This window comes from Methylocystis sp. (assembly GCF_051061285.1).
In the GTDB taxonomy this organism is placed as follows: Bacteria; Pseudomonadota; Alphaproteobacteria; order Rhizobiales; family Beijerinckiaceae; genus Methylocystis.
In genome coordinates this window covers 174,602-195,947 of sequence record NZ_JBPFEA010000012.1, presented here as the reverse complement: position 1 = coordinate 195,947, position 21,346 = coordinate 174,602, and the positions used below count along the sequence as shown (strand labels likewise).

Here is a 21,346-nt window from a genome sequence, read left to right as displayed (position 1 = left end):
CGGAAGAGGCGCGGGCATGAGCATCACGGTCATCTTCGGTTCCGACGGCGGCGCGACGAAAGGGGTTGCTTCAAAAATTTCGAAGAAGTGCCAGGGGCGGTCCGTGGACATCAAGGACGCCACGACCGACGATTTCGAAAATTGCCATCTGTTGATTCTGGGTTCGCCGACCTATGGCGACGGCGCCCTGCAAACGGACTGGGAAGAGAACATCGACAAGCTGCGCGGCGCCAATTTGAAGGGCAAGAAAGTCGCCCTCTTCGGCACGGGCGACCAGCAGACCTATCCGCTCTCCTTCGTGGACGCGATGGGCATCCTCTATGACGAGGTCTCGGCGCTCGGCGCCCAGGTGATCGGCTTCACCGAGACCTCCGGCTATGACTATGTTGGCTCCACCGCCGAGCGGGATGGCAAGTTCGTGGGCCTTGCCCTCGACCAGGACACCCAGTCCGGCAAGACCGAAAAAAGAGTGACCGCATGGCTGAGCCAGTTACTTTGATCGACGAGGGCGTTCCGCCTCTGTCGTCGACGCGCTGTCGCTGCGCCGATCCAGCGCCGGTGCTGCGGCTCTTTCATCACAACATCTACGAATATGGGCGGGGCGTTCGCGGCTTGTTTCTGATGACCCTTAGCCGTCAGGAACTGGAATTGACGCTCGGCAAGTTAGAACGGCAAGGCATCCATCACTTCGTCCAGGAGCTCAATCAGTTCAAAGTGAACCTCTTCTTTGGCCGTCCCGCCTTCGTCGCCGTGGCGCGCTCGATCGTCACGCGGCCGCTCAACGCGCTCACGCCGGAGGAAGACTTCATGCTTGGCACGTTGCTCGGCTATGATCGCGAGCAGCAGTGTCGCCGCTTTCTCACGCGTTCGGGCCGGGGCATGCCGGAGGAGCTGCCTCTGGCGGCCGAATGATGGGATTGGTCCGGCGCCAGGCCTGATCAGCCGGCCGCGTTGGAGGGCGCCTGAGCGACCCACGCCTTCAAAAATTCGATCGCTTTCGCCCGCGAGTCTCGCGCTTCTGGGAGAAAGCTCATCAGCTGCCAGGCGTGCGGCACGCAAGGCCAGATCTCGAGCTGCGCGTCGACCCCCGCCTGCCGTGCGCGCGCGACGAGCCGCGTCGAATCATCTCTCAGCACTTCGTCCGCGCCGACGTGAACGAGCATCGGCGGCAGGCGGGAGAGATCGGCGTAGATCGGCGACGCAAGCGGATTTCTGGCGCTTTGGCGTCCCAGCACGGCGCGGGCGCCGAGCAGAATGTCCTTGCGCGTGAACAGGGGGTCACGATTTTCGTTCTCGCGCATCGAGGCGCCGGTCGCGGCGAGATCGACCCAGGGCGAGGACAGCGCCGCGGCGACGGGCGGCCGCAAGCCTTCCTCGCGTATGCGCAGCATCAGCGAGACCGCAAGTCCGCCGCCGGCCGAATCTCCGACGATGACGAAGGGACCCGGCCGCGCTTCAATGAGGGTCCGATAGGCGCGCAAGACATCTTCGAGTGCGGCGGGAAAGACATGCTCGGGGGCGAGCCGATAGGCCGGCGTAAAGACATCGAAGCCCGCACGCGCCAACGCACGCGAAGCATAGCGAAAAAGCCGCGGCGACCCGATGAGGAAGGCGCCGCCGTGAAGATAGAACAGCGTCGCAATCGCGCTGCCTGAAGCAGGAGTCCAATCGCCCGGGATCTGTGTCGCGAAAGGCGCGCGCCGTTCGGGAGACAGCATTTCGACGAGTCGCTGGAGGCCGCGCAAAGGCGCCGTCAACGCCAAGATGCGCGGCTTAACGAAACGGCGAAGGAACGCGACGGTCCGCCGCGTCGCCGCGCTCGCGCCGCCGGCGCTCATTTACCGGCAGTCGGCTTCGCCGGCGCGGACGCGCTCGAGAGATAATCGAGCGAGGGATCGTTCAACCCGGCTTCGCGCGACTTGTCGCGCCACTCGCGCGCCTCGGCGAGATTGGCCTCGACCCCGAGGCCTTCGGCGAGGATATGGGCGAGGCGGTTTTGCGCGACGGCGTTGCCCTTCGCCGCCGCTTTGCGAAACCATTGCGCCGCTGCGGCGCGGTCGCGTGGCGCGCCGACGCCATTGAACTGGAGTACGGCGAACTCGACCATCGCCGGCGCGAAGTCCAGCTCGGCCGCGCGCCTGAACCACTCCGCGGCTTCGCGCTCGTCCTTCGGGACGCCTCTGCCGGTTTTGTAAAGAAGGCCAAGCGCGTAGAGCGAGTCGGCGTCGCCCTTCGCCGCCGCGCGACGGAAATAGTCCGCCGCTCTGCCGAAGTCCGACGGCGCGCCCTCATTTTCGAGGGCGAGCTCCCCGATCAGATGGAGAGCGGCGGGATGATCCTGCGCCGCGGCCTTTTCGAGATAGGCGCGGGCGACGGCGCGGTTCTTCGGCGCGCCGGCGCCATTGAGCGCCGCAGCGCCGTAGAGATAGGCCGCTTCTTTATCGCCGGCGTCGGCGCCCCGTTTGAACCACTCCATCGCGGTCGAGAGGTCGCGGCCCACGCCCGCGCCTTCGAGGTAAAGCTGACCGATAAGGGTGAGCGCGGCCGCGTCCTTCGGATTGGCGGCGATGCGCTTTTTCGCCTCCTTCATCGCGACCAGATAATCCCCGCGCTGATAGGCGCCGAAGGCGAAGTCTGGCGCGGGCGGCGCATCTTTGGCGGCGCGGGCGGCAGGCGCGAGAAAGAGCATGCAACTTGCGATAAACGCCGTCATTGCGAGCGAAGCGAAGCCATCCAGCAGGCGTCGTTCGGCTCCTGGATTGCTTCGGCGCGGCGCGCCTCGCAATGACGCGTCCCTTTCCGGATGATGGGGACGGCTTTGAGTCATGCGCCTGCTCCCTTAAGCCTCGCCTGCGCCTCCGCCACCGCCGCCGCCGGACCGCGCGCGTCGCTCCAGACGGCGTCGTCGAGCCGCACGAAGTCGGCGCCCGCCTGAACGAGCGACGCGACATCGTCGAGCGATTCCGCGCGAGCGACGCAGGGCGTGTTGAAAAGCTCCGCCCACCAGGCGACGCGCTCGATGAGCGCTTCGCGGTCAAGATCCGAAAACATCACATAGTCGGCGCTCAACTCGCCCGCGCGCATGGCGTCGTCACGCGTCTCGATATCTCCGGCGCCGACGATGTAGCGCGGCGAGAGTTTCTTGATGGCCTCGGCAAGCGCTTCGCCGCTGCCGGCGACATGGACGCCATCGGCGCCGGCGCGCAGCGCGACATTGGGCGCCGCCGCGACAAGGACCGCGACGCCTTTATCCTGCGCGGCGGGCGCCAGTGCGCGCACGATCGCTTCCTGGCCGCGCTCGTCGGCATCGGCGAAACGAATGAGCAGGCTCGCGACGTCGCCCGCCGCGAGCGCCTCGTTAAGCGCGGGCGCAAAAGCCGCCGCGTCGGCAAGCGGCGGGGTCGCGAGGTAGAGTCGCGGTGAAATGTCGTTCATTTGTCCTTCAATCCGTCGAGCCAGACTTGCGCGGCGGCGCGCACATTGTCGGGCGCCGTTCCACCGAAGCTCCTGCGGCTTTGCACCGACTTCTCGACGCCGAGCACGTCGCACACATCGGCGTCGATGCGCGGTTCGACGCTCCGCATCTCCTCGAGCGTCAAATCCTCAAGACCAACGCCGCGCGCTTCGGCGAGCGCGACGATACGGCCGGTGACGTGGTGCGCCTCACGAAACGGAAGCGACAGCGCCCGCACCAGCCAGTCGGCAAGGTCGGTCGCGGTCGCATAGCCCGCGCCCGCCGCCGCCTTCATTCGCGCGCGGTCGACGCGCATGTCGCGGACCATGCCGGCGATGGCGGCGATGCAGAGCGATAAGGTGTCGAGCGCGTCGAAGGCGCCTTCTTTATCCTCCTGCATGTCCTTCGAATAGGCGAGCGGCAGGCCCTTCATGACGATGAGCAGCGCGACAAGCGCGCCGATGACGCGGCCCGATTTGCCGCGCGCCAGTTCGGCGGCGTCGGGATTGCGCTTCTGCGGCATGATCGACGAGCCGGTGGTGAATTTATCGGACAGCGCGATGAAGCCGAATTGCGGCGTCGTCCACAGCACGATCTCTTCGGCGAAGCGCGACAGATGCGTGGCGCAGATCGCCGCCGCGCTCAGCGTCTCCAGAACGAAGTCGCGATCGGAGACGCTGTCCAGCGAATTCGCTGTCGGCCGATCGAAGCCGAGCGCGCGCGCCGTCATCGCGCGGTCGATTGGAAAGCTCGTCCCGGCCAGCGCCGCTGCGCCGAGCGGACATTCGTTCAGCCGCGCGCGGGCGTCGCGAAGACGACCGCGGTCGCGAGCGATCATTTCGACATAAGCGAGGAGATGATGGCCGAGCGTCACCGGCTGCGCCGATTGCAGATGCGTGAAGCCGGGCATGACGCTTGCCGCCTCTTCCCGCGCGCGTGTCGCCAGCGCCAGCTGCAGATCGGCGAGTTCGACATCCAGCGCGTCGATCTGGTCGCGGATATAGAGACGGAAATCGGTCGCCACCTGGTCGTTGCGCGAGCGTGCGGTGTGCAGGCGCCCCGCCGCCGGGCCGATCAGCTCGGCAAGGCGCGACTCGACGTTCATGTGAATGTCTTCGAGCGCGCGCGAAAAATGGAAGCGCTCGTTCTCGATTTCCGCTTTGACTCGCTCCAATCCATCGGCGATCTTCGCCGCGTCGTCACGCGACACGATCCCCGTTTCGCCGAGCATGGCGACATGGGCGAGCGAGCCGCGGACGTCCTGCAGGCCGAGGCGCTTGTCGAAGTCGATCGAGACGTTGATCGCCTCCAGAACCGCGTCGGTTGCGCTTTTGAAGCGTCCGCCCCATATCTTGCTCGTCATTTTATCCCCGGAGCCTGCGCCTGATGTCGAAACCGCCGCCGCCCAAGCGATCTTTCCTATTTGTCGCGAAGGCGGCCTTGATAACAATCTCGGCAAGCGTGGCGTTTCTATACGTGATCGGCAGCATGGGCGGCAAGAAACCGCCTGAACGCGCGGTGGATGAAGGCGCTCCCGCGGGCGCGGCCGATCAGAACGCCGCTCCGGCAGCCGACGTCATTGCGGCCTGCGCGACGTCGGCCAAGATCGCCGCCACTCTCAAAGATCTCGCCAAGGGCGAAGTCGCGGCGATGACCATCGCCACTAAGCCGGAGCCGATGCCGGACTACGCCTTCGACGGGCCCGACGGCGCGCCGGTTTCGCTCGGCTCTTTCAAAGGCAAGACGGCGCTCCTCAATATCTGGGCGACCTGGTGCGTGCCCTGCCGCGCCGAGATGCCGGCGCTCGACAGGCTGCAGGAGGCCTTCGCCGGGCAGAACTTTCAAGTCGTCGCCGTCAACGTCGATACGACCCGTCTTGAACGAGCGAAGGCGTTTCTCGCTGAGACGGGCGTCAAGTCGCTGACCTATTACGGCGACCCAAAGGCCAACCTCTTCTATGAGATGAAGCAATCGGGCAAAGCGCTGGGCCTCCCCACCACGCTGCTGATCGGCCCTGACGGCTGCCAGATCGGGCTGATGAATGGTCCCGCCGCCTGGGACAGCGCGGACGCCAAGGCGCTGATCTCCCGCGCGCTCGAGACGCCTCCGAACTGATCGCGCAGTCGGGTCGCTCGGGCCGCGAGCGCTCTAGCTTTGCGATCGAGGCCGGAGGCATCTGTTTTTTCTAAAGGGAGATCGGCGAATGCATGTTTCGATTGAACAGGCGGACAAGGCGATCGCTGCGGCGCGGCGGAAGGCCATCGAACTCGGCACTCAGATGTGCATCGCCGTCGTCGATTCCGGCGGCGTCCTGAAGGCGTTCGAGCGGATGGACGACGCCTGGGTCGGCAGCATCGACATTGCGATGAAAAAGGCGAAGACCGCCGTCTTCTTCGGCATGCCGACGGGGCAGATCGGCAAGCTGTCGCAACCGGGCGGCCCGCTCTATGGCATCGAGCATTCGAATGACGGGCTCATCACCTTTCCCGGCGGACTCCCCATCGTCGACGCTGACGGCGTGATGATCGGCGCCATCGGCGTCAGCGGTTCGGCCGTGGAGAATGACCATGCGGTCGCGCAGGCGGGCGTCGAGACGCTCGGCGTTTGGGATCTTCCCGAGCATCCTTGGCGCACTTGAACCGCGCGCGTTGGCGCGGCCGTTCAGCGCGGCTTTTTCTTCGGCTTTTTCCGCTTCGCGCCGGTCGTCGCGCCCGGCGTCGCCCGCTGGTCGGCCGGCGCCGCGGCCGGCGGCGAAGGCTGCGCCGGCGGGGCGGCCTCCTCCGGTAAAGACGGCGCAGCCGATTCAGCCGGCGGCGCGACCTCGGGTTCGGGCGGCGGCGCGCTCGGCGCGCCGCTCTCTTCGACGGGCTGCGCATCGGGCGCGGCCGGCGGCTGCGACCGCGAGGCGGCGAACCACCACGTCGCCGCGGCAAGAGTCAGAATCGCGAGCGCCACCAGGAAGGCGATCGCTCCGCCCCCACCGCCGCCGGAGCGTCGTGGCGGCGGATCGGATGCGGGCCGCGGCGGCGGCGTTTGGACGCTCCTTTTGGTGAGGACCGGCGCGCGTCGAGCAGGCGAATCGGGCGAATCAGGCGACACGGCGCGATACTGGCTCCATACCCATGCGGGAGGCGGCGTCTCGCCGCCGCCTCCATTCCGAGAATCCGACATTGGCCCGTCCTCCAGAGGCGAATCGACTGCGCCGGCCGCTTGCGCATGTTGCCTCGCCTCAGCGAAGCTCACAAGTGCGCCGCAAGCAAGTCGCGCCGCGCAGGCGACACAACGCCAGGAAGCGCGCTATCTAGTCTGGGCCTTACCCTAAAGCAGAGCGAGATCGTGCATGACCATTAAAGCTGGAGACCGACTCCCCGACGTGAAGCTGACCGTCATGGGCAAGAATGGACCTGAGCCGGTCGCCACGAAAGACTATTTCGCGGGACGCAGGGTGGCGCTCTTCAGCGTTCCCGGCGCCTATACGCCGACCTGCCACAAGAAACATTTGCCTGGCTTCATCGCCAAGGCGGATGAAATCAAATCCAAAGGCGTGGACGCGGTGGCGGTCACGGCGGTCAATGACATTTTCGCGCTCGACGCCTGGGTGAAGGAGTCGGGCGGCGGCGACAAGATCGACGCGCTCGCCGACGGTTCGGCGACTTTCGCCAAGGCGCTCGGCGTCGAACTCGATCTGACCGACGCGGGGCTTGGCGTGCGCGGCAAGCGCTATTCGGCGCTCGTCGACGACGGCGTCGTGAAATGGATCAATGTCGAGGAGAATTCGAGCGAAGCGACGGTCTCGACCGCCGAAGCCACGCTCGCCCATCTCTAGGCGCCCCTTCCCAAGAAACGCGGACCAAGCGGCCGCGATTTCAGCGCTGTGAAGATTGCATCAGCGCCGCGACGCCCGGCAGCGTCTTTCCTTCGAGCCATTCGAGAAAGGCGCCGCCGGCCGTCGACACATAGGAAAATTCCTGCGCGACATGCGCCTGGTTGAGCGCCGCCACGGTGTCGCCGCCGCCGGCGATCGAGAGCAGCTTGCCCTCGACGGTGAGCCGCGCCGCGGTCTGCGCGACGGCGTTGGTGCCTTCGTCGAAGGGCGGCAGTTCGAACGCCCCGAAGGGACCGTTCCACACCAGCGTCTTGCACGCAGCGAGCAGCGACTCGATATGGGCGATCGATTTCGGCCCGACGTCGAGGATCATGTCGTTTTCGCCGACATGATCGACCGAGACGATTTGCGACGGCGCATGCGCCTCGAATTTTTGCGCCACCGTGGCGTCGATCGGCAGAATGACGTCGCAGCCGGCTTTCTCTGCTTTGACGAGGATTTCCCGCGCGGCCTCGGCGAGATCATGTTCGCACAGCGACTTGCCGACGGGCTTGCCTTGCGCCGCCAGGAAAGTGTTGGCCATGCCGCCGCCGATGACGAGATAATCGACCTTCTCGACGATATTGCCCAGGAGTTCGAGCTTCGTCGACACTTTCGCGCCGCCGACGATCGCCATGACCGGCCGCTGCGGATTGGCGAGCGCGGATTGCAACGCTTCGAGCTCCGCCTGCATGGCGCGGCCGGCATAGGCGGGCAGTCTGTGGGCTATTCCTTCGGTCGAGGCGTGCGCGCGGTGCGCCGCCGAAAAAGCGTCGCTGACGAAGAGATCGCCATTCTTGGCGAGCGCATCGACGAAGTCGGCGGCGTTCTTTTCTTCGCCCTTGTGGAAACGCGTGTTCTCGAGCAAGGCGACGTCGCCGTCCTTGAGCCCGTCGACGATCTTCGCCGCAGCGTCGCCGACGCAGTCGTCGGCGAAGGCGATCTTGCGTTTGAGCAAATGTTCGAGCGTCGGGATGACCTGGCGCAGCGAATCCGCATCGACGCGTTGGCCCTTTGGTCGGCCGAAATGCGAAAGCAGAATGACCCTGCCGCCTTTTTCCACGATCTCGTTGATCGTCGGCAGCGCGCGCTCGATGCGCGTCGCGTCGGTGACGCGGCCGTCCTCCATCGGCACATTGAGATCGACGCGCAGCAGCACGCGCTTTCCTTTGACGTCGACGTCGTCGAGAGTGTGGAAAGCGGTCATGTCGGGCGTCCAATCGCGGCTTGAAAGGCAAACGCGGACCCGAAAGTCCGCGCCGACGTGGTGGAACAATGCTTACAGAAGCTTGCCGATCACGCTCGCCACATCCGTCATGCGGCCCGAGAAGCCCCATTCATTGTCGTACCAGGACAGGATCGACACGAGATTACCGTCCATGACCTTGGTCTGGTCGAGATGGAAGCAGGACGAGAGCGGATTGTGGTTGAAGTCGATCGACACCAGCTTCTCGCTCGTATAGCCGAGCACCCCTTTGAGCGGTCCGTCGGCGGCGGCCTTGATCGCGGCGTGCACCTCGTCCTTCGTCGTCGAGCGCTTGGCGAGGAACTTCAGATCGACCGCCGAGACGTTGGGCGTCGGCACGCGAATGGCGTAGCCGTCGAGCCTGCCGTTGAGTTCGGGCAGCACCAGTCCGACGGCCTTCGCCGCGCCGGTTGAGGTCGGAATCATCGACAGCGCCGCCGCGCGGGCGCGGTAGAGATCCTTGTGCATCGTGTCGAGCGTCGGCTGATCGCCCGTATAGGCGTGGATCGTCGTCATGATCCCCTTGTCGATGCCGATCGCTTCATGCAGCACCTTGGCGACCGGCGCGAGACAGTTCGTCGTGCAGGACGCGTTGGAGACCACGAGATGATCCTTGGTGATCTTATCGTGATTGACGCCATAGACGACCGTTATGTCGGCGCCTTCGGCGGGCGCTGAAACCAGCACGCGCTTCGCGCCCGCGTCGAGCAGCAATTTCGCCTTGTCGCGCGCGGTGAAAAGCCCGGTGCATTCCAGCGCGATGTCGATCTTGAGGTCCTTGTAGGGAAGCTCGGCCGGATTCTTGATGGCGGTCACCTGGATCGGGCCGCGGCCGACGTCGATCGTGTCTCCGGCGACTTTCACCTCATGCGGGAAGCGGCCGTGCACGGAATCATATCGCAACAGATGCGCATTGGTCTCGACCGGGCCGAGATCGTTGATGGCGACGACTTCGAGGTCCGTGCGTCCGGTCTCGATGATATAGCGCAGGATGTTGCGGCCGATGCGCCCGAATCCGTTGATCGCCACTCTCACGGTCATTTGGAAAATCTCCTTGCGCCGCCGGAACTCCGCGGCCCTCGCCATCGAGCCTGTGGGCTCTGGAGGCGAGCGTGTGATAGCACCTCGCGCCCCCCTGTCAACGCGCCAAGGTCGCGCCAATTGGCGCGGTTTCGATTTGCGCGATTCATGCTAGGAACAGGCTGGCAAGCGAATCGTTCGGCGCGTTCGCCGCGCCGCAAAGCCATGCACATTCCGCGACCGGCGATGACCCATTCAGATAAGCGCGACGACGAAAACGCCAAGAGGCTCGAGGCCGCCGTCGCCGAGCTGCAGACGGCGCTCGCTCAGCTGGAGCGCACTGTCGCCGCAAAGCTCGAAGACGAGCTGTCCAGCGCCGAACTCGAAGAAGAACTCGCCATCATGCAGGACGATCGGTCGCGTCTCGCCCTCGATCTCGACGCCGCGCTGGCGCGGCAGAACGCCCTGGAGAAGAGCCGCGACGAGGTGCTGCGAAGGCTTGAAGCCGCGAGCGAAGGCGTCGCTGCGGCGCTCGGCGCGGCGGGCGTCGCCTCGACCCAAGAGGATTGACATGGCCGCCGTCGTCGTCGCCATCGCCGGTCGTACCTATCGCATGTCCTGCGAGGCGGGCGAGGAGCAGCGCATCGAAGAGCTCGCGCGTGACGTGGAAAGCAAGATCCAGTCGATGCGCGAGAGCTTCGGCGAGATCGGCGAGCAGCGCATCATCGTGATGGCCGCGCTCGCAATCGCCGACGAGGCGACGGACGCACGCGCCAAAGCGCAGGCGACGGAAACCGAGATCGCTGCGCTGCGCGCCGAGCTCGACGCCGAACGCAGGGCGAGCGACGCCGCGTCGGCGCGCGCCGCCAAGGCGCTTGGCGACGCGACGCGCCGGATCGTGAAGCTCAATGGCGAACTGTCGCCGCCCGCCGCGTCGCCCGACGATGGTCTCTAGGCCCAGGATGCGGCGGTGAAAACCGCCAGTTGAGCCTCGAAAGCACGCTTGTATGCGGGCCGCGCTTCGCCGCGCGCGACATAGGCGGAGAGGTTCGGATATTGGTCCAGTAGACCCGTCGCTTTCACCCTGAGCAACACCGACGCCATCATCAGGTCGCCGGCGCTGAACGGACCATCGAGCCAGTCGGCGTCGCCAAGGCGAAGGGAAAGTTGGCCCAGCCGGTTACGGACGCGGTCCTCGACGACAGGCAGACGCTGCTCGTACCAGGCCTCGTCGCGCTCCAGAAGCCTGGCGAATGCAAGATCAACGATTGGCGGCTCCATCGTGCTGAGCGCTGCAAACATCCATGTGATCGCGCGCGCCCGGGCGTTCGCATCGTCTGGCAGCAGGCCAGCATGGCGCTCCGCGATATGGAACACGATCGCCCCCGACTCGAATAGGGCGAGATCGCCTTCTTCATAGGTCGGGATCTGCCCGAAAGGATGAAGCGCGAGATGCGCGGGCTCCTTCATCGCTTTGAATGAAAGAAGACGAACGTCGTAGGGTTGGCCCACTTCTTCGAGCGCCCAGCGCACGCGCATGTCCCGCGCCAGTCCCTTGCCGCCATCGGGCGACCGTTCAAAGGCGGTAATGGTGGGGGTCATTGGAAATCTCGCCGGACAGCCGCCACTCTGCTCAACTCATCGGCGGCACTCGGTCAATGAGTCATGACCCCGGATTGCCCGCTTAAGATTACTTCGTCACGCCCCAATCTTCGAAACTCGGGTCGCGCTTGGCTTTTTCGAGATTGTCCGCCTGTTCCGACAATTGGTAATTTCGGTTTTGCGCCGCCATGGCCTCGGCGCCGTCCTTCATAATCGCGATCTTCATCTGCTCTGTGGCGAGGCGATTGAGTTCATTGATCCACTGATTGAGCGCGAGCAGCAAGTTGCGTTTGCGCGCTTGCTGAATGTCATGCGACGAATCACTGTTCTCCGACAGCGCGAGTTCTTCCTGAGTTTCGGCGATCATCGCATCGAGCTTCTTGACCTTCTCTTCCGCCGCCGCGACCTGGTCCGGAGCGTCGGCCTTGGCCTTTTCGAGCGCCGTTTCGGCTTCAGCGCGCGCCTTCTTGAGATTGTCGAGGCCGTTCTGCAGCCATTTCGACTGGATATTGAGGAGCGAGGCGCGCGGAACCCCACTGAGGCTCAGCGAATTCGGAATGGGAAAATATTCGCCAAGCTGCGCGGCCCCGGCCGGCGCCGCAGAAATCGCGCAGGCGAGCAGTCCATAGAGGACGGCGCCGGCCAACGTCCTGCGGACGCTGGCCGTTTTGCTGATGAAGCTCATGAGTTTCTCCCGGTATGCTGCGCTTTTTTAGCGCGCTTTTCTTTGCGCAAACTGAGCCATCGTTTGACGTCTGGCAAGTGCCGGCGCGGCGCGGCGACCTAAAGGAGTCGTGCGCAGCGCTTGACTGCCTCAGCGCTTCGCGCCAGCCTGCCTCTGCCGGGGGAGCCCGCCCGGCGGCGCGCCAACGACGCCGCCACGGGGCTGAGAGGCCGCAGGACGCGCGAAAACGCGGGGGGCGGCGACCCTTCGAACCTGATCCAGTTGAAACTGGCGGAGGGATGGTGTCAGCGAAATTTCCTGAAAGGCGGCGCTCATGCTCGCGCGCGTGATTGGCGCCGGCGTCGCCGGACTCTGCGCCGCCTATGCGCTCGCCAGGAAGGGCGTGGACGTGGAGATCGTCGAGCGCGAGTCTGCGCCGGGCCTTGGCTGCTCGCGCTTCGCCGGCGGCATGATCGCGCCCTGGTGCGAACTGGAAAGCGCCGAGCCCCTGGTCGCGACGCTCGGCGAAGAAGCGCTCGACTTCTGGTCGCGCGAGCTCGGCGTCGCGACGGTCGCCGGCAGTCTTGTCGTGACGCCGGCTCGGGAGCGCGCCGAACTCGCCGATTTCGCCCGGCGCACGCGCAATTTCGACTCGCTGGACGCAAAGGAGATCGCAGCGCTCGAGCCAGATCTCGCCGGGCGCTTCGACGCCGCGTTGTTTTTTCGACAAGAAGCGCACCTCGATCCCCGGGCGGCGCTCATCGCGCTGACCGAGCGCCTCGCACAAACGCCGAATGTGACGCTGCATTTTCAGCAGGACGCCGCAGGACGGGAGACGATCCCGGATTGGATAATCGACTGCCGCGGCTTTGCGGCGCGCGACGCGCTTGCCGGGCTGCGCGGCGTGAAGGGCGAAATGCTGATTCTGCGCAGCGAGGAGATTTCCCTGGCGCGTCCGGTGCGCATGCTGCATCCGCGCCGGCCGGTTTATGTCGTGCCGCGCGGCGAGGGGCTGTTCATGGTCGGCGCGACGATGATCGAGAATGAGGAGCGCGCGCGGGTCACCGCGCGGTCGGTCGTCGAACTCGTCAACTCCGCCTTTGCGGTCCACCCGGCCTTCGCCGAAGCCGAAATTGTCGAGACCGGCTCGGACCTCCGACCCGCCTTCGCCGACAATCTGCCACGTCTTTTGAAGCGGGGTCGCACTCTCTATATCAATGGGCTCTACCGCCACGGGTTCCTGCTTGCGCCGGCGCTGGCGCGCCGCGCGGCCGAGGTCATTGTAAACGACGGGCATTTCCCAGAGGTGATGGATGCTGATTCAAATCAACGGGCGGCCGCAGGATGTGAACGCGACGACATTGCAAATGCTGCTGGACGAGCTGGGATATGATGAAAAGACCGTCGGCACCGCTTTGAACCAGGAATTCGTGCGCGCCAGGGACCGCGCCGAGACGCGGCTTCGCGAAGGCGACGCCGTCGAGATCGTGACGCCGAGACAGGGCGGGTGAGCGAGTTTGGCATGAATGACGCGGTGAGGCTTTACGACGGCGCGCTGTCCTCGCGACTGCTGCTCGGCACCGCCCGCTATTCCTCGCCGGCGATCCTGGCCGACGCGATTCGCGCGTCGGGCTGCGAGATCGTGACGGTCTCGCTCCGGCGCGAAGCCGGCGGGGCGCGCGCGGGCGAGGCCTTCTGGAGCCTCATCCGCGACGTCGGCGTGCGCGTGCTCCCCAATACCGCCGGCTGTCGCACCGCCAAGGAGGCGATCGCGACCGCGCAAATGGCGCGGGAAGTCTTCGCGACCGACTGGATCAAGCTGGAAGTGATCGGCGAAGAGGACACGCTACAGCCTGACGTCTTCGGGCTGGTCGAAGCGGCGCGCGCGCTCGCGGACGACGGCTTCAAAGTCTTTCCCTACACGACCGACGATCTGGTGGTGGCGGAAAAGCTGCTCGACGCCGGCTGCCGCGTGCTGATGCCCTGGGCGGCGCCGATCGGTTCGGGGCGCGGCGTTAACGACGCTTTCGCCTTGCGGGCGCTGCGCGCGCATTTTCCCGACACGCCCCTCATTGTCGACGCGGGGCTTGGCGCGCCGTCTCACGCGGCGCTCGTTATGGAGATGGGCTATGACGCCGTGTTGCTCAACACCGCCGTTTCGCGCGCCGGCGACCCCGTTTTGATGGCGCGCGCCTTCGCCCTCGCGATTGAAGCGGGCCGCGCCGGCTTCCGCGCGCAGCCGATGACGCCGCGTGACATGGCGGAACCTTCGACGCCCCTCATTGGCCGTCCCTTCGACAGACTGGCATAGGAAAACGGCAGGTGGCGGCGCTGAGGCTCGATCCCTTCTATCTCATCGTCGACGACGCCGATTGGCTTTCCCGACTGCTGCCGCAGGGCGTTAAGCTCGTGCAGCTGCGGGTGAAGGATCGCGCAGAGCCAGATCTGCACGCGCAGATCGTGACGGCGCGGGAGATGTGCGCGCGACATGGCGCGCAGCTCGTGGTCAACGACTACTGGCGGCTCGCGATCGATGAAGGCTGCGACTTTGTCCACCTCGGCCAGGGCGATCTCGACGCGGCGGATGTTCCGGCATTGCGACGCGCCGGCGTCAGGATCGGCGTTTCGACGCATGACGAAGCCGAACTTGGCCGGGCGCTGTCTGTCGCCGCGGACTATGTCGCGCTGGGGCCGATCTATCCCACGCTGCTGAAACAAATGGCCTTTGCGCCGCGGGGCCTCGCCCGGCTCGGGGCCTGGAAGGCGCAGATCGGCGCGACGCCTCTCGTCGCGATCGGCGGACTGACCCCGGAGCGCGCGATCGCCGCGCTTGCCGCGGGCGCCGACAGCGCCTGCGTCGTCACCGACATTTTGCGCAACGCCGAACCTGAGGCGCGCGCGCGGGAATGGCTCTCCGCGACGCAACCCTGGCGTGAGCGCGAGGGTTTTTTCGAGCCGGACCACGCCGGCGCGCGCGTCTGCCCCTCCCCCAATCACGGCGCCCGGCTGCGGCCGGTCTCGTCGCTCGTGCTTCACTACACGGGGATGCAAACCGGGGAGGCGGCGCTCGCCCTGCTCTGCAATCCACGCTCGGAGGTCTCGGCGCATTATGTCGTCGAGGAGGACGGGCGCGTGCTGCAGCTCGTGCCCGAGTCGCGGCGCGCCTGGCATGCCGGGATAAGCTGCTGGGCCGGCGAGACGGACATGAACTCCGCTTCAATAGGAGTCGAAATCGTTCATCCCGGCCACGACGACCCGCGTCCCTATCCGGCGGCGCAAATCGAGGCGACGGCCGCGCTCGCCAAGGATATTTGCCGGCGCTGCGCGATACCGCCCGAACGCGTGCTGGCGCATTCCGACGTCGCGCCTGGGCGCAAGCGGGACCCCGGCGAATTCTTCCCCTGGGAGGAGCTCGCACGCCGCGGCGTCGGACGGGTTATCGAGCAAAACCCGGTTCTGGGCGCGACGACGGTCTCGCTCGGCGACGCAGGCGCCAAGGTCGCCTCGCTACAGCGCGACCTCGCGGCTTACGGCTATCGCGTGGAGCAAACCGGCGTCTATGACGCGCAGACGGTCCAGGCGGTCGAGGCGTTTCAGCGCCACTTCCGCCGCACCCAAATCGACGGCCGCGCAGACGGCGAAACGCGCGTGGCGCTCGCGAGCCTCCTCGCGACATTCGGGGAACGCGTATGAAGGCCGTGGTCGTGACGGGCGCCTCGACCGGGATCGGCGCGGCCTGCGTAGACCTGTTAGTTGAGAAAGGGTTTCTGGTTTTCGCGTCGGTCCGCAAGGACTCCGACGCGGCCGCGCTCACGGCTCGACATGGCGCGTCCGTCATTCCGCTCCTCTTCGACGTGACCGACGCCGAATCCATCGCGGCCACCGCGCGCGACGTCGAAACCCGGCTCGGCGACGAAACGCTCGCCGGGCTGGTCAACAACGCCGGCGTCGCCGTCCCCGGACCGCTGCTGCATCTGCCGATCGACGACTTTCGCCGCCAGATCGAGATCAATCTCATTGCGCAGCTTCAGGTCATCCAGGCCTTTGCGCCCCTGCTCGGCGCTGGCGCGCAGCGACGCGGCGCGCCCGGCCGCATCGTCAATATGAGTTCGGTCGCCGGTCGCTTCGCCACGCCTTTTCTCGGCGCCTACGCCGCCTCGAAATTCGGGTTAGAGGGCATGTCGGACGCGCTGCGGCGCGAGCTGATGGTCTATGGCGTCGACGTCGTCCTGATCGAGCCGGGGATGATCGCGACGCCGATCTGGGACAAGGCCGAAGAGACCGATCTCGCGATGTTCGAGGGCACGGCCTATGCCGCGCCAGCCCGGAGGATGCTGAAATGGCTTGTCGAGGCAGGCCGCCGCGCGCCCGGCCCCGAGGTCGTCGCGCGCGCCGTGTTGCGGGCGCTGACCGCCACGCGCCCGCCCGTCCGTATCCCGGTCGTCAGGAATCGCTTTACGGGGTACACGCTGCGCGGCCTATTGCCGGCGCGACTCGTCGACTGGCTGACGGCGCGCCGGCTCGGGCTGCTGCCGAAATAGGCGACCGTCCTGGGACGGATCCTTCCGATCGTCCGCAACGATGTTGAGCTGAAAGAGGAGAGGCTATGTCAAACGCCAATGACAGTGGCGCGCCGGCGAAACATGGCGCGGTCTGCTGGAACGAACTTAATGTCCACGATGTCGAGCGGGCGAAGACGTTTTACAGCCAAACTCTCGGCTGGAGCTTCGAGGGAATGCCCATGGACGGCGTCACATACTGGATCATCAGTTCGCAGGGCGCGCGGGTCGGCGGCATGTTCGAGATGAAAGGCCCGGAACTGGCGAGCGTTCCAGAACACTGGCTGACCTATATCGGCGTCGATGACGTGGATGCGCGCCTGGCGAAGGCCAAGGCCGCCGGCGCCACGATCTGCAAGGACGCCTTCGAAATCCCCGGCGTCGGCCGCATGGCCGTGCTGCAACAGCCGGGGGGCGCCTTCGTGGCCTGGATGACGCCGAAGCCGCCGAGCGCCTAGGCGGAAGGTCTCGGCCGTACAGAACCTCATCGCCGGCTACCGCACGCTCGCCGCGCGCAGATCAGAAAGCGTCGCCATGAGCGTCAAGGGTTCGAATGGCGAAGGCTCGAAGCCCACCGCGAGATAGAAGGCGGCGGCCTCAGCGGATATGGCGTGAACCAATACGCCTCGGATTCCGATCGCCTCGGCTGCGTGGATAACGCGCTGGGCGGCGTCGCGGATGAGCGCGCGACCAAGACCCTGGTTCTGGCGCGAGCGATCGATCGCCAATCGGCCAAGCACCGCCACCGGAACAGGATCGGGCATATTGCGCCGAAGCCTTGGCGACGCCGCGATAACTGCGACCGCTCCGGAGGCGAGCGCGTAATAGGCGACAACGCGAGAACCATCGCAGACGACGTATGTTCGGGACGCGCCGCTCGCCTGATTGGCGCGGGCGCGGCGTTTGAGCCAATCGTCGAGAGCGGAAACGCCGCAGTCGAAAGCGGAGAGTTCGTCGGCGTCGGATATCGGGCGGGGTGGACTGGGCTTCACTCCCACGGCGCTTTGGTCGTCATCATGCGCCGCAATTTCTCGTTCGCCGCGGGCGCCGCATCGAGGCGTTCGACGAAGCGCGCATAATCTTCCGAGCTGACCTTGAACAGCGTGCGGTCCAACAACGCGTCCTGGGCGGCGCGGCGGCCGGCGTCGAGCAGAAAATCCGTGCGCGTCTTGCCGAGAAGCGTCGCTGCGCGCGCGATGAGTTCGCGGTCCTCCGGCTTCACTCGAAGATTGAGCGTCTCGCGTTTTGAGGTGGTCCGGTTGGCCGCCATGACGGTTTTCTCCAGCAATTCTCTTACTTTTAGCACGCAGTAACGATGATGTCATTACGCGTCACAAGCCGCAAACGCGGTCGGCGTTATGGTGGGCTCTCAAACGAATCGTCCTGCAAAAGAGCGCCTCATGTCACCTTTTTCCGATCGACTTTTCATCCGACTCGGCGATTTCGAAGGCGCCGCCGAAGGGCTCTACGCCATCGGCGCGCTGACCTTTACGATTGCCTTGGTTGTCGTCATCGCCGCCGTCGTCTCTTTCCGGAGCGCTTGACCTTGCGGCCGTTACGGGCGACCTATCGGCGTCCGCAACGACCGCCGAAACGACCCCCATGAACGAAGTCGCATCAGAGACCCGTCTGCCCGACCCGGTCGCCGCCGAACCGGCGCCCCGCCACCGCACATGCGCGGTGGCTGTTGGCGCGGGCCCCGGCGCGGTGATCCTCGGCGGCGGCGCGCCGGTCGTCGTGCAGTCGATGACCAACACCGATACGGCGGACGTCGAAGCGACCGTCACGCAGGTTCTCGCGCTGGCGCAGCAGGGCTCGGAGCTGGTGCGCATCACCGTCGATCGCGACGAGGCGGCGGCCGCCGTGCCGTATATTTTCGAGAAGCTCGCGCAGAAGGGATGCCACGTCCCGCTCGTCGGCGATTTCCACTACATCGGCCACAAGCTGCTCGCCGATCATCCCGCCTGCGGCGAGGCGCTCGCCAAATACCGCATCAATCCGGGCAATGTCGGCTTCAAGGAAAAGAAGGACAAGCAGTTCGCCTCAATCGTCGAACTTGCCGCCAAGCATGGCAAGGCGGTGCGGATCGGCGCCAATTGGGGCTCGCTCGATCAGGAGCTGCTCACCTATCTGATGGACGTCAACGCCGCTTCCGACAGGCCGCTCGACGCGCGCGCCGTGATGCGCGAGGCGCTGACCCGTTCGGCGCTGATGTCGGCGAAGCGCGCCGAGGAGATCGGCCTCGCGAAGGACCGCATCGTCATTTCGGCGAAGGTCTCGGCGGTGCAGGATCTCATCGCCTGCTACCGGATGCTGGCGCAGCGCAGCGACTATGCGCTGCATCTCGGCCTCACCGAGGCCGGCATGGGATCGAAGGGCGTCGTCGCCTCCTCGGCCGCGCTCGGCGTGCTGCTGCAGGACGGCATCGGCGATACGATCCGCGTGTCGCTGACGCCGGAACCTGGCGGCGACCGCGCGCTCGAAGTGCGCGTCGCCCAGGAAATTCTGCAGACCATGGGCTTTCGCACCTTCGTGCCGCTCGTCGCGGCCTGCCCCGGGTGCGGGCGCACGACCTCGACCGTGTTTCAGGAACTCGCGCGTGACATCCAGGCGCATATCCGCGAGCGGATGGCGGCCTGGCGCGCGCAATATCCAGGCGTCGAGACGCTCAATGTGGCGGTGATGGGCTGTATCGTGAACGGTCCCGGCGAGTCGAAACACGCCGACATCGGCATTTCGCTGCCCGGCACGGGGGAGACTCCGGCCGCGCCCGTCTTCATCGACGGCAAGAAGGCGATGACCTTGCGCGGCGAGGGCATCGCCGAGGAATTCACCCGCATCGTCGACGATTACATCGTGCGCCGCTTTGGCGGCGGCGCGAAGGGCGAAGCGGCGGAGTAGGGACCGCCGTCGTCTGTCGCGCGCGTCATGCCCGGGCTTGTCCCGGCCATCCACGCAAAGAAGCGCGATGACGACGTGGATGCCCGCGACGAGCGCGGGCATGACGCGCGAAATGTCAAAGCTCCGCGCCGTTTGACGCCGATTCCAGCGCCTCCGCGGCCCTTCGCAGATCGCGCCAGGCGGCGGGCTTCAGCGCCGCGCTTTTCAGCATCGCCTCGAGACTCGAAAGGACGAAGGCGCGCGCGACATGCGCGCCGCAGCGCGCTTCAAACGCCTTGCCGCGCAGCTTTCCGACCGGCTCGTTGGTCGTCAGCATGATCCGCGCCGGCGCTTCGCCAAAAATCAAAAGAACTTCAGGCCGCGCCAATTCGACCCGGCGTCGCGCGAATGGCGCGAAGATCGCCGCTTCATGCGGGCTCAGCGCGCGATCGCCAGGCGGGCGCCAGGGCGAGACATAGGCGAGAGCAGCGCTGGTGCGATCGAGGCCGATCGCCGCCAGCATATTGTCGAGGAGCTTCGCCGAAAGCCCGCTGAACGCCTCGCCGCTTGTTTCTTCCGTCACGCCCGGCGCGGCGTCGAAGGCGATGAGTCGCGCTGCAGGCGCGCCGGCGCCGAATAGAAAATGCTGCGCCATGTCGCGAAACGGCGCGTGCGGAAAATCGGCGAGACGCGCGGCGAGATCATCGAGATCGCGCGCGCTGGACGCCTCCTGCTCCGCGGCGCGAATGGCTTCATCCGGCGCGGCGATCGGCGCCGCGGCGCGGCGCGGGCGTTCGGCGGCCGTCGGCTGCGGCAAGGTTCGAAGCATCGCCATCGATTCGGCTGGCTCGGTCAGCGACGCCGCGACCGCGCGCGCGCTTTCCGCGTAGCGGTCGTGCGGCGCTTCGTCGAGCGCGAGATCGACGCCGCTTTGAACATACCAGTCGAGCAAGGCCATGAGGGCGTTAGCATTTTCCGGAAGGTCGGCGCGCATGACATTGAGACTAAACGAAGCTGGCGCGAGATCAACCGAAGCGGTGTGCAGCCGCACATTTTGCGGCGGCGATACGCGCAATCTATATTGCGTCAAATCAAAGCTCTCTCTCGATGAGACAGATCGGCCGATGCTCGAGACCGTCGCGATTGCCGAAGACGAACAGGACTTGCGCGAGCTGCTCGCCGAGTTCCTATCGACGAACGGCTATCGCGTTCTCGCGGCGCCGAGCGCCGCGGAATTCCGCGCCATGGTGGAATTCGAGGCGATCGATCTCGCCATTCTTGACATCAACATGCCGGGCGAAGACGGGCTGTCGCTCGCGAGATGGCTGAATGCGCGCGGCTCCACGGGCATCATCTTCGCAACAGCGGTCAATTCGGCGATCGACCGCATCGTCGGGCTCGAATCGGGCGCCGACGACTATGTCACCAAGCCTTATCACATGCGTGAAATGCTGGCCCGTATCCGCGGCCTGCTGCGGCGGAGAAAGATGGCGCGCGCCGCCCTAGCCGGCAAAAGGCTGGCGGCGATCACGTCGATCGACATCGTCGGCTACACGCGCTTGATTCAATACGACGAGCATAACGGATTGGCGCTCATCGACCGGTTCTTTCGCGACGTCGTCACGCAATCGCTTCCTCGCCGCTCCGGAAGCTTATTCAAGATGCTCGGCGACGGCGCGCTGATCGATTTCGCCAGCGTGCACAACGCGATCGAATGGGCCGTAGAATGCCAGACGGAAACGCGCGCTTATGCGACGGCGCATGGGCACGCGCAAACGCTGCAGTTGCGCATCGGCGTGGCGGTTGGCGACGTGGTCGTTCGGAACGGCGACCGCTTCGGCGAAGTCGTGGCGCTCGCCGCGCGCATACAGGAAGCCGCGCCGGCCGGTTCGGTGATGATTTCGGATGTGGCGCACGCGATGACGCGCGGAAATATTCGCAAGGACTTCGTGGCGCGACGGCACGCGCTCAAAAACATCGCCGAGCCGATGCAGTTGTGGCTGCACGAGACCTCCAGCGCGGCGCTCAATGAGCGCGCATCAAATTGAGAGAGCGC

At 65.8% G+C, this 21,346-nt stretch carries 28 protein-coding genes; 16 read left to right on the top strand and 12 right to left on the bottom strand.

Annotation, left to right across the window (positions count from 1 at the left end; genetic code table 11):
• The first annotated feature begins 16 nt into the window (after window positions 1–16).
• Together fldA and ACR65T_RS04795 are read left to right on the top strand one after the other, a co-directional pair.
• Entirely contained in the window at window positions 17–499 is a 483-nt protein-coding gene (gene fldA / locus ACR65T_RS04800) for a flavodoxin FldA (RefSeq protein WP_434495407.1), read from the top strand.
• Complete coding sequence (locus ACR65T_RS04795) at window positions 478–912, top strand: DUF2023 family protein (protein WP_434495406.1); 435 nt, start codon at window positions 478–480, stop codon at window positions 910–912. The genes fldA and ACR65T_RS04795 overlap by 22 nt, the downstream gene beginning before the upstream one ends.
• 26 nt (window positions 913–938) lie before the next feature.
• Here the strand turns inward: ACR65T_RS04795 and ACR65T_RS04790 are convergent, their stop codons facing one another.
• The 4 genes from ACR65T_RS04790 to argH all read right to left on the bottom strand — a co-directional run bounded on the left by ACR65T_RS04790 (window position 939) and on the right by argH (window position 4,817).
• Window positions 939–1,838 carry an alpha/beta hydrolase gene (locus tag ACR65T_RS04790; protein WP_434495405.1) on the bottom strand — a complete coding sequence of 300 codons (900 nt, stop codon included), beginning with the start codon at window positions 1,836–1,838 and terminating at the stop codon, window positions 939–941.
• Window positions 1,835–2,689, bottom strand: a complete 855-nt coding sequence (locus ACR65T_RS04785) for a tetratricopeptide repeat protein (protein WP_434495404.1) — start codon at window positions 2,687–2,689, stop codon at window positions 1,835–1,837. Before ACR65T_RS04785 ends, ACR65T_RS04790 begins: the two co-directional genes overlap by 4 nt.
• A gap of 134 nt (window positions 2,690–2,823) precedes the next feature.
• The gene (locus ACR65T_RS04780) at window positions 2,824–3,435 is read right to left on the bottom strand and encodes a thiamine phosphate synthase (RefSeq protein ID WP_434495403.1); all 612 of its coding nucleotides are present in this window, start codon (window positions 3,433–3,435) and stop codon (window positions 2,824–2,826) included.
• On the bottom strand, window positions 3,432–4,817 hold the full coding sequence (gene argH, locus ACR65T_RS04775; protein WP_434495402.1) for an argininosuccinate lyase: 1,386 nt from the start codon (window positions 4,815–4,817) through the stop codon (window positions 3,432–3,434). The genes ACR65T_RS04780 and argH overlap by 4 nt, the downstream gene beginning before the upstream one ends.
• A 23-nt stretch (window positions 4,818–4,840) precedes the next feature.
• On the opposite strand from argH, the gene tlpA reads away from it, so the two are divergent.
• Together tlpA and ACR65T_RS04765 are read left to right on the top strand one after the other, a co-directional pair.
• Entirely contained in the window at window positions 4,841–5,569 is a 729-nt protein-coding gene (gene tlpA / locus ACR65T_RS04770; protein WP_434495401.1) for a thiol:disulfide interchange protein TlpA, read from the top strand.
• Between the two features lie 88 nt (window positions 5,570–5,657).
• Window positions 5,658–6,092, top strand: a complete 435-nt coding sequence (locus tag ACR65T_RS04765; RefSeq protein ID WP_175095031.1) for a GlcG/HbpS family heme-binding protein — start codon at window positions 5,658–5,660, stop codon at window positions 6,090–6,092.
• A gap of 23 nt (window positions 6,093–6,115) precedes the next feature.
• Here the strand turns inward: ACR65T_RS04765 and ACR65T_RS04760 are convergent, their stop codons facing one another.
• Window positions 6,116–6,625 carry a hypothetical protein gene (locus ACR65T_RS04760; protein WP_434495400.1) on the bottom strand — a complete coding sequence of 170 codons (510 nt, stop codon included), beginning with the start codon at window positions 6,623–6,625 and terminating at the stop codon, window positions 6,116–6,118.
• Between the two features lie 169 nt (window positions 6,626–6,794).
• On the opposite strand from ACR65T_RS04760, the gene ACR65T_RS04755 reads away from it, so the two are divergent.
• Complete coding sequence (locus ACR65T_RS04755) at window positions 6,795–7,280, top strand: peroxiredoxin (RefSeq protein WP_196394207.1); 486 nt, start codon at window positions 6,795–6,797, stop codon at window positions 7,278–7,280.
• Between the two features lie 40 nt (window positions 7,281–7,320).
• Here ACR65T_RS04755 and ACR65T_RS04750 read toward each other — a convergent pair whose 3' ends face one another.
• Both ACR65T_RS04750 and gap read right to left on the bottom strand, forming a co-directional pair.
• Window positions 7,321–8,526, bottom strand: coding sequence for a phosphoglycerate kinase (locus ACR65T_RS04750; protein ID WP_434495399.1), 1,206 nt, complete (start codon window positions 8,524–8,526; stop codon window positions 7,321–7,323).
• Between the two features lie 72 nt (window positions 8,527–8,598).
• Complete coding sequence (gene gap / locus ACR65T_RS04745; RefSeq protein ID WP_434495398.1) at window positions 8,599–9,606, bottom strand: type I glyceraldehyde-3-phosphate dehydrogenase; 1,008 nt, start codon at window positions 9,604–9,606, stop codon at window positions 8,599–8,601.
• A gap of 225 nt (window positions 9,607–9,831) precedes the next feature.
• Between gap and ACR65T_RS04740 the strand changes: the two genes are divergently transcribed.
• The gene (locus ACR65T_RS04740) at window positions 9,832–10,155 is read left to right on the top strand and encodes a DUF4164 family protein (RefSeq protein ID WP_123177319.1); all 324 of its coding nucleotides are present in this window, start codon (window positions 9,832–9,834) and stop codon (window positions 10,153–10,155) included.
• 1 nt (window position 10,156) lies between these two features.
• Complete coding sequence (locus ACR65T_RS04735) at window positions 10,157–10,540, top strand: cell division protein ZapA (protein WP_434495397.1); 384 nt, start codon at window positions 10,157–10,159, stop codon at window positions 10,538–10,540.
• Here ACR65T_RS04735 and ACR65T_RS04730 read toward each other — a convergent pair.
• Window positions 10,537–11,187 carry a glutathione S-transferase family protein gene (locus tag ACR65T_RS04730; RefSeq protein ID WP_434495396.1) on the bottom strand — a complete coding sequence of 217 codons (651 nt, stop codon included), beginning with the start codon at window positions 11,185–11,187 and terminating at the stop codon, window positions 10,537–10,539. The two genes, ACR65T_RS04735 and ACR65T_RS04730, sit on opposite strands and share 4 nt — an antisense overlap.
• A gap of 88 nt (window positions 11,188–11,275) precedes the next feature.
• Window positions 11,276–11,872 (bottom strand): hypothetical protein, encoded by a 597-nt coding sequence (locus ACR65T_RS04725; RefSeq protein WP_434495395.1) that lies wholly within the window; start codon window positions 11,870–11,872, stop codon window positions 11,276–11,278.
• Window positions 11,873–12,185: 313 nt separating this feature from the next.
• Between ACR65T_RS04725 and ACR65T_RS04720 the strand changes: the two genes are divergently transcribed.
• The 6 genes from ACR65T_RS04720 (at window position 12,186) to ACR65T_RS04695 (ending at window position 16,868) form a co-directional block, all read left to right on the top strand.
• Complete coding sequence (locus tag ACR65T_RS04720; protein WP_434495394.1) at window positions 12,186–13,244, top strand: FAD-dependent oxidoreductase; 1,059 nt, start codon at window positions 12,186–12,188, stop codon at window positions 13,242–13,244.
• Window positions 13,219–13,362 (top strand): sulfur carrier protein ThiS, encoded by a 144-nt coding sequence (gene thiS, locus ACR65T_RS04715; protein WP_332310760.1) that lies wholly within the window; start codon window positions 13,219–13,221, stop codon window positions 13,360–13,362. The genes ACR65T_RS04720 and thiS overlap by 26 nt, the downstream gene beginning before the upstream one ends.
• An 11-nt stretch (window positions 13,363–13,373) precedes the next feature.
• A complete protein-coding gene (locus tag ACR65T_RS04710) occupies window positions 13,374–14,162 on the top strand; it encodes a thiazole synthase (RefSeq protein ID WP_434495393.1) in 789 nt (262 codons plus the stop codon).
• An 11-nt stretch (window positions 14,163–14,173) separates the two neighbouring features.
• Entirely contained in the window at window positions 14,174–15,544 is a 1,371-nt protein-coding gene (locus tag ACR65T_RS04705; protein WP_434495392.1) for a thiamine phosphate synthase, read from the top strand.
• Window positions 15,541–16,392 carry an SDR family oxidoreductase gene (locus tag ACR65T_RS04700; RefSeq protein WP_434495391.1) on the top strand — a complete coding sequence of 284 codons (852 nt, stop codon included), beginning with the start codon at window positions 15,541–15,543 and terminating at the stop codon, window positions 16,390–16,392. Before ACR65T_RS04705 ends, ACR65T_RS04700 begins: the two co-directional genes overlap by 4 nt.
• Before the next feature lie 65 nt (window positions 16,393–16,457).
• Window positions 16,458–16,868: a VOC family protein gene (locus ACR65T_RS04695; RefSeq protein WP_434495390.1), complete on the top strand. Its 411-nt coding sequence runs from the start codon at window positions 16,458–16,460 to the stop codon at window positions 16,866–16,868.
• Between the two features lie 36 nt (window positions 16,869–16,904).
• Here the strand turns inward: ACR65T_RS04695 and ACR65T_RS04690 are convergent, their stop codons facing one another.
• Both ACR65T_RS04690 and ACR65T_RS04685 read right to left on the bottom strand, forming a co-directional pair.
• Window positions 16,905–17,402, bottom strand: coding sequence for a GNAT family N-acetyltransferase (locus ACR65T_RS04690; RefSeq protein WP_434495389.1), 498 nt, complete (start codon window positions 17,400–17,402; stop codon window positions 16,905–16,907).
• A complete protein-coding gene (locus tag ACR65T_RS04685; RefSeq protein ID WP_434495388.1) occupies window positions 17,399–17,680 on the bottom strand; it encodes a DUF1778 domain-containing protein in 282 nt (93 codons plus the stop codon). Before ACR65T_RS04685 ends, ACR65T_RS04690 begins: the two co-directional genes overlap by 4 nt.
• Before the next feature lie 130 nt (window positions 17,681–17,810).
• On the opposite strand from ACR65T_RS04685, the gene ACR65T_RS04680 reads away from it, so the two are divergent.
• Both ACR65T_RS04680 and ispG read left to right on the top strand, forming a co-directional pair.
• The gene (locus ACR65T_RS04680; RefSeq protein ID WP_434495387.1) at window positions 17,811–17,954 is read left to right on the top strand and encodes a hypothetical protein; all 144 of its coding nucleotides are present in this window, start codon (window positions 17,811–17,813) and stop codon (window positions 17,952–17,954) included.
• Between the two features lie 58 nt (window positions 17,955–18,012).
• The gene (gene ispG, locus ACR65T_RS04675; protein ID WP_434495386.1) at window positions 18,013–19,311 is read left to right on the top strand and encodes a flavodoxin-dependent (E)-4-hydroxy-3-methylbut-2-enyl-diphosphate synthase; all 1,299 of its coding nucleotides are present in this window, start codon (window positions 18,013–18,015) and stop codon (window positions 19,309–19,311) included.
• A 115-nt stretch (window positions 19,312–19,426) separates the two neighbouring features.
• Here ispG and ACR65T_RS04670 read toward each other — a convergent pair whose 3' ends face one another.
• Window positions 19,427–20,380 (bottom strand): uracil-DNA glycosylase, encoded by a 954-nt coding sequence (locus ACR65T_RS04670; protein ID WP_434495385.1) that lies wholly within the window; start codon window positions 20,378–20,380, stop codon window positions 19,427–19,429.
• A 34-nt stretch (window positions 20,381–20,414) separates the two neighbouring features.
• On the opposite strand from ACR65T_RS04670, the gene ACR65T_RS04665 reads away from it, so the two are divergent.
• A complete protein-coding gene (locus ACR65T_RS04665; RefSeq protein WP_434495384.1) occupies window positions 20,415–21,338 on the top strand; it encodes a response regulator in 924 nt (307 codons plus the stop codon).
• Window positions 21,339–21,346 lie beyond the last annotated feature (8 nt).

Coding starts and splice junctions, on each gene's coding strand:
- fldA (WP_434495407.1), top strand. CDS start 17: ATGAGCATCACGGTCATCTTCGGTTCCGACGGCGGCGCGACGAAAGGG.
- ACR65T_RS04795 (WP_434495406.1), top strand. CDS start 478: ATGGCTGAGCCAGTTACTTTGATCGACGAGGGCGTTCCGCCTCTGTCG.
- ACR65T_RS04790 (WP_434495405.1), bottom strand. CDS start 1,838: ATGAGCGCCGGCGGCGCGAGCGCGGCGACGCGGCGGACCGTCGCGTTC.
- ACR65T_RS04785 (WP_434495404.1), bottom strand. CDS start 2,689: ATGCTCTTTCTCGCGCCTGCCGCCCGCGCCGCCAAAGATGCGCCGCCC.
- ACR65T_RS04780 (WP_434495403.1), bottom strand. CDS start 3,435: ATGAACGACATTTCACCGCGACTCTACCTCGCGACCCCGCCGCTTGCC.
- argH (WP_434495402.1), bottom strand. CDS start 4,817: ATGACGAGCAAGATATGGGGCGGACGCTTCAAAAGCGCAACCGACGCG.
- tlpA (WP_434495401.1), top strand. CDS start 4,841: ATGTCGAAACCGCCGCCGCCCAAGCGATCTTTCCTATTTGTCGCGAAG.
- ACR65T_RS04765 (WP_175095031.1), top strand. CDS start 5,658: ATGCATGTTTCGATTGAACAGGCGGACAAGGCGATCGCTGCGGCGCGG.
- ACR65T_RS04760 (WP_434495400.1), bottom strand. CDS start 6,625: ATGTCGGATTCTCGGAATGGAGGCGGCGGCGAGACGCCGCCTCCCGCA.
- ACR65T_RS04755 (WP_196394207.1), top strand. CDS start 6,795: ATGACCATTAAAGCTGGAGACCGACTCCCCGACGTGAAGCTGACCGTC.
- ACR65T_RS04750 (WP_434495399.1), bottom strand. CDS start 8,526: ATGACCGCTTTCCACACTCTCGACGACGTCGACGTCAAAGGAAAGCGC.
- gap (WP_434495398.1), bottom strand. CDS start 9,606: ATGACCGTGAGAGTGGCGATCAACGGATTCGGGCGCATCGGCCGCAAC.
- ACR65T_RS04740 (WP_123177319.1), top strand. CDS start 9,832: ATGACCCATTCAGATAAGCGCGACGACGAAAACGCCAAGAGGCTCGAG.
- ACR65T_RS04735 (WP_434495397.1), top strand. CDS start 10,157: ATGGCCGCCGTCGTCGTCGCCATCGCCGGTCGTACCTATCGCATGTCC.
- ACR65T_RS04730 (WP_434495396.1), bottom strand. CDS start 11,187: ATGACCCCCACCATTACCGCCTTTGAACGGTCGCCCGATGGCGGCAAG.
- ACR65T_RS04725 (WP_434495395.1), bottom strand. CDS start 11,872: ATGAGCTTCATCAGCAAAACGGCCAGCGTCCGCAGGACGTTGGCCGGC.
- ACR65T_RS04720 (WP_434495394.1), top strand. CDS start 12,186: ATGCTCGCGCGCGTGATTGGCGCCGGCGTCGCCGGACTCTGCGCCGCC.
- thiS (WP_332310760.1), top strand. CDS start 13,219: ATGCTGCTGGACGAGCTGGGATATGATGAAAAGACCGTCGGCACCGCT.
- ACR65T_RS04710 (WP_434495393.1), top strand. CDS start 13,374: ATGAATGACGCGGTGAGGCTTTACGACGGCGCGCTGTCCTCGCGACTG.
- ACR65T_RS04700 (WP_434495391.1), top strand. CDS start 15,541: ATGAAGGCCGTGGTCGTGACGGGCGCCTCGACCGGGATCGGCGCGGCC.
- ACR65T_RS04695 (WP_434495390.1), top strand. CDS start 16,458: ATGTCAAACGCCAATGACAGTGGCGCGCCGGCGAAACATGGCGCGGTC.
- ACR65T_RS04685 (WP_434495388.1), bottom strand. CDS start 17,680: ATGGCGGCCAACCGGACCACCTCAAAACGCGAGACGCTCAATCTTCGA.
- ACR65T_RS04680 (WP_434495387.1), top strand. CDS start 17,811: ATGTCACCTTTTTCCGATCGACTTTTCATCCGACTCGGCGATTTCGAA.
- ispG (WP_434495386.1), top strand. CDS start 18,013: ATGAACGAAGTCGCATCAGAGACCCGTCTGCCCGACCCGGTCGCCGCC.
- ACR65T_RS04665 (WP_434495384.1), top strand. CDS start 20,415: ATGCTCGAGACCGTCGCGATTGCCGAAGACGAACAGGACTTGCGCGAG.